Source organism: Stenotrophomonas sp. Sm6012 (assembly GCF_030985895.1).
In the GTDB taxonomy this organism is placed as follows: Bacteria; Pseudomonadota; Gammaproteobacteria; order Xanthomonadales; family Xanthomonadaceae; genus Stenotrophomonas; species Stenotrophomonas forensis.
Genome location: NZ_JAPTFX010000161.1, coordinates 1 through 9682 on the forward strand (window position 1 = coordinate 1; position 9682 = coordinate 9682).

Annotated in this window: 13 protein-coding genes; 3 read left to right on the top strand and 10 right to left on the bottom strand. The window is 67.2% G+C overall.

What is annotated here, in order from left to right:
• Positions 1 to 19: 19 nt before the first annotated feature.
• The 10 genes from rapZ to O0J73_RS19540 all read right to left on the bottom strand — a co-directional run bounded on the left by rapZ (position 20) and on the right by O0J73_RS19540 (position 7722).
• The gene (rapZ, locus tag O0J73_RS19495) at positions 20 to 904 is read right to left on the bottom strand and encodes an RNase adapter RapZ (protein ID WP_308309422.1); all 885 of its coding nucleotides are present in this window, start codon (positions 902 to 904) and stop codon (positions 20 to 22) included.
• Between the two features lie 25 nt (positions 905 to 929).
• A complete protein-coding gene (hprK, locus tag O0J73_RS19500; RefSeq protein ID WP_004147299.1) occupies positions 930 to 1880 on the bottom strand; it encodes an HPr(Ser) kinase/phosphatase in 951 nt (316 codons plus the stop codon).
• On the bottom strand, positions 1877 to 2329 hold the full coding sequence (locus O0J73_RS19505) for a PTS sugar transporter subunit IIA (RefSeq protein WP_006422799.1): 453 nt from the start codon (positions 2327 to 2329) through the stop codon (positions 1877 to 1879). The genes hprK and O0J73_RS19505 overlap by 4 nt, the downstream gene beginning before the upstream one ends.
• A 21-nt stretch (positions 2330 to 2350) precedes the next feature.
• Positions 2351 to 2668 (bottom strand): ribosome-associated translation inhibitor RaiA, encoded by a 318-nt coding sequence (gene raiA, locus O0J73_RS19510; protein ID WP_005415556.1) that lies wholly within the window; start codon positions 2666 to 2668, stop codon positions 2351 to 2353.
• A 58-nt stretch (positions 2669 to 2726) separates the two neighbouring features.
• Positions 2727 to 4148: an RNA polymerase factor sigma-54 gene (locus O0J73_RS19515; RefSeq protein WP_006422805.1), complete on the bottom strand. Its 1422-nt coding sequence runs from the start codon at positions 4146 to 4148 to the stop codon at positions 2727 to 2729.
• A 40-nt stretch (positions 4149 to 4188) separates the two neighbouring features.
• The gene (gene lptB, locus O0J73_RS19520) at positions 4189 to 4908 is read right to left on the bottom strand and encodes an LPS export ABC transporter ATP-binding protein (protein ID WP_006422807.1); all 720 of its coding nucleotides are present in this window, start codon (positions 4906 to 4908) and stop codon (positions 4189 to 4191) included.
• Entirely contained in the window at positions 4908 to 5435 is a 528-nt protein-coding gene (gene lptA, locus O0J73_RS19525) for a lipopolysaccharide transport periplasmic protein LptA (protein ID WP_006422810.1), read from the bottom strand. Before lptA ends, lptB begins: the two co-directional genes overlap by 1 nt.
• A 99-nt stretch (positions 5436 to 5534) precedes the next feature.
• Complete coding sequence (gene lptC, locus O0J73_RS19530) at positions 5535 to 6110, bottom strand: LPS export ABC transporter periplasmic protein LptC (RefSeq protein WP_006422843.1); 576 nt, start codon at positions 6108 to 6110, stop codon at positions 5535 to 5537.
• A complete protein-coding gene (locus tag O0J73_RS19535) occupies positions 6107 to 6655 on the bottom strand; it encodes an HAD hydrolase family protein (protein WP_006422845.1) in 549 nt (182 codons plus the stop codon). Before O0J73_RS19535 ends, lptC begins: the two co-directional genes overlap by 4 nt.
• 65 nt (positions 6656 to 6720) lie before the next feature.
• A complete protein-coding gene (locus tag O0J73_RS19540) occupies positions 6721 to 7722 on the bottom strand; it encodes a KpsF/GutQ family sugar-phosphate isomerase (protein ID WP_049455805.1) in 1002 nt (333 codons plus the stop codon).
• A 54-nt stretch (positions 7723 to 7776) separates the two neighbouring features.
• Between O0J73_RS19540 and O0J73_RS19545 the strand changes: the two genes are divergently transcribed.
• From O0J73_RS19545 to O0J73_RS19555, 3 genes are read left to right on the top strand one after another with little or no spacing between them, the layout of a single operon-like run.
• Positions 7777 to 8007, top strand: a complete 231-nt coding sequence (locus O0J73_RS19545; protein WP_006422849.1) for a BolA family protein — start codon at positions 7777 to 7779, stop codon at positions 8005 to 8007.
• Positions 8008 to 8028: 21 nt separating this feature from the next.
• Positions 8029 to 9300, top strand: coding sequence for a UDP-N-acetylglucosamine 1-carboxyvinyltransferase (gene murA / locus O0J73_RS19550; RefSeq protein ID WP_006422851.1), 1272 nt, complete (start codon positions 8029 to 8031; stop codon positions 9298 to 9300).
• Entirely contained in the window at positions 9297 to 9623 is a 327-nt protein-coding gene (locus tag O0J73_RS19555; protein WP_197564705.1) for an EF-hand domain-containing protein, read from the top strand. The genes murA and O0J73_RS19555 overlap by 4 nt, the downstream gene beginning before the upstream one ends.
• Positions 9624 to 9682 lie beyond the last annotated feature (59 nt).

Consider the following 9682-nt stretch of genomic DNA (forward strand, 5'->3'; position numbering starts at 1 on the left):
CCCCCCCCCCCCCGCCCCCTCAATCCTGTTCGCGGTGGTAGGTCGCCACATCTTCCCAGCCCTTCTCGCGCGCGTGGCGGGCCATGCGCTCGGCCAGGAACACCGATCGATGCTTGCCACCGGTACAGCCGAACGCCACGGTCACGTAGCTGCGGGTGCCGTCGCCCAGCTTCGGCAGCCAGGTATCGAGAAAGTCCGTCAGCTGGGCCAGGTAGCGCTGCACGTCGGGCTGCACTTCCAGGTAGTCGCGCACGCCCGGCTCGCGGCCGCTCAGCGCGCGCAGCTCCGGGTCCCAGTGCGGGTTGGGCAGCACGCGCGCGTCGAACACGAAGTCCGCCTCGGCCGGCACGCCGCGCTTGTAGGCGAACGATTCGAACAGCAGCGACAGCCGGGTGGCGTGGTCCAGGGTGAACTCGGTGATGATCCGTCGCCGCAACTGGTGCACGTTGAGCGCGCTGGTGTCGATCACCGCATCGGCCTCGCGGCGCAGCGGGGCGGTCAGCACGCGCTCGCGCGCGATCGCTTCGGGCAGTGACAGGCCCAACTGGCTCAGCGGATGCCGGCGACGGGTGTCGGCATAGCGCTTGAGCACCGTTTCGTCGCTGGCCTCGAAGAACAGTACCTTCACCTCCACGCCGGCGTCGGTGGCCAGTCGCCGCCAGTCGCCCAGCTGGCCAAGATCGGCCTGGCCGCGCACGTCGATGCCCACCGCCAGCCGGCGCGGCGCGTGGCCATCGTGGTTGGCCAGCAGGCTGCGTACGAAATCCGGGAGCAGATTGATCGGCAGGTTGTCCGAGCAGTAGTAGTCCTGGTCCTCGAAGGTCTTCAGGGCCACGGATTTACCCGAGCCGGACAGGCCGCTGACGATGATCAGGGTCGGGGCGGTGGGGGCGGCGGTGCTCATGGACGGGCTCTTCGAAAGACAGGGGTCAGGGCGTTCGCCGTTCCAGCAGATTGCTGTGGCGGGCGATGAACATCGCCGCCGGATCGATGCCCTTGGTGCGCAGGATATGCAGGCGGGTGGCCGCCTCGGTCAGCACGGCCAGGTTGCGGCCAGGCATCACCGGCAGGGTGATCAGCGGTACGTCCAGGTCCAGCACATGGCGGGTTCCCGAATCGCCGGTCAGGCGCTCGTAGCCATGTGGCGTGGGTTCGGTCATCGGTTTGGTCAGATGGACGATCAACCGAAGGTACTTGTTCTTCTTTACAGCCGTGTCGCCGAACATCTCGCGCACGTTCAGCACGCCCAGGCCGCGCACTTCAAGCAGGTCCTGCAGCAGTTCGGGGCAGGTGCCGTCGAGCACATCGGGGGCGATCTGGGTGAATTCGGGTGCATCGTCGGCCACAAGGCGATGGCCGCGGCTGAGCAGTTCCAGCGCCAGTTCGCTCTTGCCCGAGCCGGCCTCACCGGTGATCAGCACGCCGATGGAGTAGATCTCCATGAACACGCCATGCAGGATCACCCGCGGTGCCAGCGTGCGCGCCAGATGGTAGGACAGGTGGTTGAGCAGTTCGTGGCCGCGCTTGGGGGACAGCCACAGCGGCGTACCGGACTCGTCCGCGGCCGCGCGCAGGTCTTCCGGGCAGGGCTGGTTGCGGGTCAGCACCAGCGCCAGCGGGTGCGACTGCATGATCTTCTCGATGGTCTCCCAGCGCTGGCGCGGTTCCAGCGCGTCCAGCCAGGACAGCTCCTCGGTGCCGAGAATCTGCACCTTGTTGGGGTAGATCGCATTGAGGTAGCCGGCCAGCGAGGGGCGCCGCGAGACCGTGTTGCCGGCTTCGAGTTCGCGTTTCTCGCCGGACTTGCCTGCAGCCCAGCGCAGCCCCAGCCGCTCGCGCTGCTGTTCGAACAGTTCACGGGCGGTGATGCTGGTATTCATGCGGCGCTCGCAGGTGGCGTCAGCTCAAGGGCCTGGCGCAGGGCCCGGGCATCGCCGGCCGCGCGCAGCGCCTGGCGGATGTCGGGCGCGGAGAACAACTCGGCCAGCTCGGACAGCAGCATCAGGTGCTGGTGGGTGTAGTGGGCGGGGACGGCCATCGCGAACACCAGGTCCACCGGCTCGTCGCCACCGAAGTCGACCGGGGTGGCCAGCCTCAGCAGGGCGCCACGGGGGCGGTCCAGGGTCGGCGCGCGGCCGTGGGGAATGGCGATGCCATGGCCGATTGCGGTACTGCCCAGCGCTTCGCGCTGGCACAGGTTCAGGTAGATCTGTTCGGCATTGGCTTGGCGGCAGGCCAGCAGCCCGGCCGCGGCCTGCAGGACGCTGTCGCGGTCGGTGGCCGTGCAGAGCTGGGTCTGCACGGCCGCCAGGAGGTCAGTCAGGGGCATGTCTGCGGGGAACAGTGGCGATCAGCCACCATTGTCGCCCACCGGCAGCGGCGCGTGCTGCTGTTTTTTCTCCTTGTGCTTGATCACAAGGCGGTCAAGCTTGTCCGCAAGCAGGTCGATTGCGGCATACATGGTCTGGCCGCCGGCCTCGGCGTGCAGGGTCTGCCCCGGGATGTTGAGGCTGGCGTCGACGTGATGCTCGGTCTTCTGCAGCTTGAGGGTCACCCGCGCTTCGCAGTGCTGGTCGAAGTGTTTTCCGATCCGGGCCAGCTTTTCCTCTACATAGGACTGCAGGGCCGGGGTGACTTCGACATCTTTGCCAAACGTTTCGATGCGCATCGGGTTTCTCCTGTGTTCGGATGTGCCAATGAACCTCTCCGCCGGGCGCGGCGGCGCGTCAAGCGATTCTGACCCTTTCGTGCGAGGCGGAAATGTTCATGGCTTCACGATACTTCGCCACGGTGCGTCGCGCTACTGGAATTCCCGACGATTTGAGCAGGTCAGCCAGCTTGGCGTCAGAAAGCGGCTTGCGCGGGTTCTCGTCGTCGATCAGTCGCCGGATCATGGCCTGGATGGCCGTGCTGGACGCCTCGCCGCCGCCCTCGGTATCGATGCCCGACGCGAAGAAGGCGCGTAGCGGCAGGGTGCCGCGCGGCGTGCGCACATGCTTGCGCGCGATCGCGCGCGATACCGTGGATTCGTGCAGGCCGAGTTCGGTGGCGATCTCGCGCAGTGTCAGCGGGCGCAGCGCCTGTTCGCCGAATTCGAGGAATCCGGCCTGCTGCAGGATCAGGCTGCGCACCACCCGCAGCAGGGTCTCGCCGCGCTGCTGCAGCCCTTTCAGCAGCCAGCGCGCCTCCTGCAGCTGCGCGCGCAGATAGCCGGCATCGGCCTCGCCACAGCGGCGGATGAGCTGTTCGTAGCCGCGGTGGATCACCACCTTCGGCCCGGCATGGCCGGCCAGTGATGCGCGCCAGACGCCGTTCTGCCGCCACACCACCACGTCGGGCACCACGTAGGTGTCCTGCGAAAGCGGCGCAATCTGCGTGCCCGGGCGCGGGTCCAACGAGCGCAGCAGGGCGACGGCGGTCTCGACATCGGCAAGCGGTCGTTTCAGTTCGTGGGCGAGGCCGGCCACGCCACTGCGCGGCAAGCGTTCCAGCGGTCCTGCGGCAATCTGTCGCGCCAGGGCCAGTCCGGGCGTGTCCTCGCCCAGCACGTCCAGCTGCAGCTGCAGGCATTCACCGAGTGTGCGAGCGGCCACGCCGACCGGATCGAAACGCTGGATGCGATGCAGTACGGCGAGGATCTCGTCCTCGTCGGCATGGATCGTTGGCAGCAGTGTTTCAGCGATGGTCGCCAGCGGTTCCCGAAGGTAGCCATCGTCGTCCAGTGCATCGATCAGCGCGGCACCGATGCTGCGATCGGGTGCGGACAGATGTGACAGGTGCAGCTGCCACAGCAGGTGATCGGCCAGCGTCTCGCTTTCGGCCACGCGCTCGGCGGCGCTGCCGGTGTCGTCGTCATCGTCGAAGCTGCCACCGCTGCCGGCAGCGCTCCAGTCCAGTTCGGCAGGCGCCCAATCGTCGCCATCGTCGGCGCGTTCGCTGGGGGCTTCGCTGTCGTTGCCGTCACTGGCCTCGTTGGCGGCAGGGCCGTCGTTGCTGTCGGCCCAGTCCAGCAGGGGATTGCTTTCCACGGCCTGGGCGATTTCCAGCTCCAGCTCGGTGGTGGACATCTGCAGCAGCTTGATCGCCTGCTGCAGCTGGGGCGTGAGCACCAGCTGCTGTCCCAACGATGTCTGCAGCCGAGTCTTCATACCTGTGCCGAAAGGATGGAAAGTGCCCGGGTGCCCGCCGTCACAGCTTGAACGAATCCCCAAGGTAGACGCGGCGTACGTCGGCGTTGTCCAGGATCGCTTCCGGCGAGCCCTGGGCCAATACGGCGCCCTCGGCGAGAATATACGCGCGGTCGCAGATTCCCAAGGTCTCACGCACGTTGTGATCGGTGATCAGCACGCCGATGCCACGCTGCTTGAGGTGGGTGACGATGCGCTGGATCTCGCCGACCGAAATCGGATCGACGCCGGCGAATGGCTCGTCGAGCAGGATCAGGCGCGGCTGCGCGGCCAGCGCTCGGGCGATCTCGCACCGACGGCGTTCGCCACCGGACAGGCTGGCGCCGAGCTGGTCGGCAACGTGGCCCAGCTGCAGTTCGTCGAGCAGGCTGTTCAATTCGCGTTCGCGGCCGGCCGAATCCAGGTCCTCGCGCAGTTCCAGCACCAGGCGGATGTTGTCGGCCACGGTCAGCTTGCGGAACACAGAGGGTTCCTGCGGCAGATAGCCCACGCCCTGCTTGGCGCGGGTGTACATCGGGTCGCCGGTGATGTCGCGTCCGTCGAGCACGATGCTGCCCGCATCGGCTGCGACCAGGCCGACGATCATGTAGAAGCAGGTGGTCTTGCCGGCACCATTGGGGCCCAGCAGGCCGACCACTTCACCGGCATCGAGGGTCAGCCCGAAGTCCTTGACGACTTCACGCTGCTTGTAGCGTTTGCGCAGGCCCTTGGCGACAAGCATTACTTCTTGCTCCCGGCAGGCTTGGCCGGCTGTGCGGCCGGGTTCTTGTTCTTCGGCGGAATGACGGTGCGCACGCGGCTGCCGTCGCCACCGGAGTTCATCTCACCGCTGCGGGTGTTGTAGACCATGCGCTGGCCGGCGTTGGTGCCGCGCGCGCTGGTGACCTTGTAGTTGCCGGTCAGGGTGATGATCTCGCTCTTGATGTCATAGTCGATGCGATCGGCCACCGCGTCCATCCAGGTGCCATCGTCGAGCTGCTGCTTCATGGTGGCCTGCTTGCCGGTGAACACCGCACGCACGGCCTCGCCATCCTTCAGGTAGATCTCGGCTTCCGACGAGCGGATGTCCAGGGTTCCCTGGGTGATGTTCACGCCCTGCGAGAGCACGGTCTTGCCATCGCCGGTGAGCACGCCGGACTGGGCGCCGGAATCGATGTTCATGTTCTCGTTGCGGTCGGTGGACTTGGCGAAGGCGGCGCTGGGCACAACAAGTGCGAGCGCGAGTACGGCTGCAAAGGGAATCTTCATCGGGGTCCGTTCTACCGGTGTAGGGCTCCCGGAAACCGGGGGCGGGGAGGGGCTGCCGGCCGTGCGCCTGTCCGGGGACGTCGCAGGCTGGCGGCGGGATCAGTGCCGGGGCGTGTAGCGGCCCTTGGACTGGCTGAGGAAATGATACGTGTTGTTCTTCGAATCCACCTCGAAGCCGACGCCGGACTGTTCCATTCCGGGCCGGGTCATGGTCACCAGCGCATCGGTGCGGGCACGGCTTTCCTTCGGAAACACGTCCAGATGGTCGGTGCGGAAGGTGGTGGGCGGTACGCCCGGGTCGGCGGGACTGTCGCCTGCGACGTTGCCACGCAGCTTCATTTCGTCGCCCTTGGCGCTGAGCCAGCCGGTCTCCGAACGCAGCGTCCAGTGCTTGCCGTCCTTGTCGGGCATTTCGAACAGCGGGGTCGCGATGCTGATGGTCTGGTCACCGCGCTGACGCTCCAGCAGCGGTGCGCGCAGGGTGGTCGATTCCTTGCCCTGTTCGTCGAGGGCCACGATGGTGAAGTCGTGCAGGATGTAGTCCACGCCAATCTCGTTGCCGCCGTTGGCCGGTCCCTTGTCACGGTTGCGCAGCGCGGCCCAGCTGCTGAGCAGCGCGGCCAGCAGCAGGCCGATGCCGAGTGCGGTGCGCCAGTTCAGGGTCGGCCGGTTCATGCGCCGAACCTCGCCAGGACCGCATCCACATGGCCCTGGGCGGCCAGCAGGACATCGCACAGCTCACGTGCAGCGCCACGCCCGCCGTCGGTGCGGGTCTGCCAGTGCACGCGCTCGGCGATCCACGGGTGCGCGTTGGCAGGCGCCACGGCCAGGCCCACCGCGCCCAGCGGCGCCAGGTCCGGCAGGTCGTCGCCCATGAAGGCCACCTGTTCCAGGCCGATGCCGTGCTGCGCGCACAGCGCCTGCACGCTGGCCAGCTTGTCACCCACGGCGATCTGGGTGTCGATGCCGAGATCGGCGCCACGCCGGAGCGCGGACTGGCTGTTGCGCGCAGTGATCAGCACGGGATGGATGCCGTGCTGCTGCAGCAGTTTCAGGCCCAGGCCATCCTGCACGAAGTACGCCTTGCTCTCATTGCCGTCCTTGTCGTAGTACAGCCGACCGTCGGTGAGGGTGCCGTCCACGTCGAAGCACGCCAGGCGGACGCGGGCCGCAGCGGCATGCAGGTGGGCGGGGAAGGCGGGCAGGGGGGACCAGGGCATCAGGGCGGCAGGCTCGGTGTGGGCGGATGGACGATACAGACTGAATGGGGTCTACGGACTGTCGGTTAAACCACCCGCGCCCGCAACAGGTCATGAATGTTCAGGGCACCGACCGCGCGTCCCTGGCCATCGACCACGATCAGGCCGGTGATCTTGTGGGTCTCCATCAACCGCGCGGCTTCGACGGCCAGCTGGTCGGCGCCGATGGTACGTGGGTTGCGGGTCATCACATCGGCGATCTTCGCGGTACGCACATCCAGCGCGCTGTCCAGCGCGCGGCGCAGGTCACCGTCGGTGAACAGGCCGATCAGGACGCCATCGGCATCGACCACGGCGGTCATGCCCAGCCGTTTGCGGCTCATTTCCATCAGCGCTTCGCTGAGGCTGGCGCCGGCCTCGACCCGGGGCAGGTCGGCGCCGGTGTGCATGACATCGGTGATGTGCAGCAGCAGGCGGCGGCCGAGGCTGCCGGCCGGGTGTGAACGGGCGAAATCATCGGCGGTGAAACCGCGCGCATCGAGCAGGGCCACGGCCAGCGCGTCGCCCATCGCCAGCGACGCGGTGGTGCTGGAGGTCGGGGCCAGGTCCAGCGGGCAGGCTTCGGCCGGTACGCTGACATCCAGATGAATGTCGGCGGCGGCGGCCAGGCTGGACTGCGGGCGTCCGGTCATGGAAATCAGCAGGTTGCCCTGGCGCTTGAGCACCGGCAGCAGCATCAGGACTTCGTCCGACTCGCCCGAATAGGACAGGGCCAGCACCACGTCGTCCTCGGTGATCATGCCCAGGTCACCATGGCCGGCCTCGCCCGGGTGCACGTAGAACGCCGGGGTGCCGGTCGATGCCAGGGTGGCGGCGATCTTGCGGGCGATGTGGCCGGACTTGCCCATGCCGGTGGCAACCACCCGCCCGCGGCTGGACAGGATCGCCTGGCAAGCCTGCTGGAAGGCATCGCCGAGGCGGGCAGCGACCGCATTCAGGGCTTGCTGCTCGATGTCGAAGACACGGCGGCCGCTGGCGACCAGGCTGGCCGGGTCGACGGAACGGGAGGGCAGGAGAGGCTCGGCCATGCGGACGCCACGCAGCGGAAGTAGAATGAGCGCTCATTTTATTAGGAAAGCCCGTTGGACGCCGACACCATCCGCAATCTGATCGAAACCGGCCTGCCCGGCGCCCGCGCCGACGTGCGTGGCGACGATGGCGTGCATTTCGAAGCGACCGTGGTCTGCGAGGCCTTTGCCGGCAGGATGCCGCTGGCCCGCCACCGGATGGTCTATGCCACCCTGGGCGACCTGATGGGCGGCGCGATCCACGCGCTGGCGCTGAAAACCGTGACCCCGGCCGAAGCCGGCTGAACCGCAGAAGATCCCGAATACATGGCCAAGATCGTTGTGACCGGCGGCGCTGCGCTGCACGGTGAAGTAAGCATCTCCGGCGCCAAGAACGCCGTCCTCCCCATTCTCTGCGCGACCCTGCTGGCCGATGCGCCGGTCGAGATCACCAACGTGCCGCACCTGCACGACGTGGTCACCACGGTGAAGCTGCTGGGCGAGCTGGGCGCCAAGGTCACCATCGACCAGGGCACGCTGTCGCGCGGCAGCGCGATCGTGGTCGACCCGCGTCCGGTCAACCAGCACGTTGCGCCGTACGAGCTGGTCAAGACCATGCGCGCCTCGATCCTGGTGCTGGGCCCGCTGTTGGCCCGCTTCGGCGCGGCCGAAGTGTCGCTGCCCGGCGGCTGCGCGATCGGTTCGCGCCCGGTCGACCAGCACATCAAGGGCCTGCAGGCGCTGGGCGCCGAGATCGTGGTCGAGAACGGCTTCATCAAGGCCTCGGCCAAGCGCCTGAAGGGTGGTCATTTCACCTTCGACATGGTCAGCGTCACCGGCACCGAGAATGTGCTGATGGGCGCGGTGCTGGCCGAAGGCACCACCATCCTCGACAACTGCGCGATGGAACCGGAAGTGACCGATCTGGCGCACTGCCTGATCGCGCTGGGCGCGAAGATCGAAGGCCTGGGCACCGCGCGCCTGGTCATCGAAGGCGTCGAGCGCCTGTCCGGGGGCCGCCACGAAGTGCTGCCCGACCGCATCGAGACCGGTACCTTCCTGGTGGCCGCGGCGATGACCGGTGGCAAGGTCACCGTGAACCGCGCGCGCCCGAACACCATGGACGCGGTGCTGTCCAAGCTGGTCGAGGCCGGTGCGAAGATCGAGACCACCGATGACAGCATCACCCTGGACATGCAGGGCAAGCGGCCGAAGGCGGTCAACCTGACCACCGCGCCGTACCCGGCGTTCCCGACCGACATGCAGGCGCAGTTCATGGCGCTCAACTGCGTGGCCGACGGCGTGGGCGTGATCAATGAAACGATCTTCGAGAACCGTTTCATGCACGTCAACGAACTGCTGCGGCTGGGCGCGGACATCCAGGTCGAAGGCCACACGGCCATTGCCCGGGGCCACGAACGCCTGAGCGGTGCGCCGGTGATGGCCACCGACCTGCGCGCGTCGGCATCGTTGATCCTGGCCGGCCTGATGGCCGATGGTGACACCACCATCGACCGCATCTACCACCTTGATCGTGGCTACGAGAACATCGAAGAGAAGCTGTCTTCGCTCGGTGCCACCATCCGGCGCGTGCCATGATCCTGCGCGGCAAGTTCAGCCCGCGTCGCAAGGCGCTGCTGGCGCTGGTGCTGATCGTGCTGGCGTGGCTGGGCTACGCCTGGTACGCCGACATCGCCATCACCCAGGGCATCGAGCAGAAGGACATGGACTGGAACGGCGATGGCACCGTCTCGCGTGACGAGATCATCGAGTCGTTCTACGCGGTTGCGGTGAACGACAGCCAGGACGGCAACCGCCATTGCCGCACCTTCGTCTGGCGCAGCACGGGCGAGCAGATCCGCGTGGACTGCCGCACCGAGTTCGCGCCAGCGGAAGCGAAGCCGGCTGAAGCGAAGAAGTAAGAAAACGCCCGCGAAAGCGGGCATTTTCCTTTCGGTAGTGTCGGGCGCTGGCCGGCAAC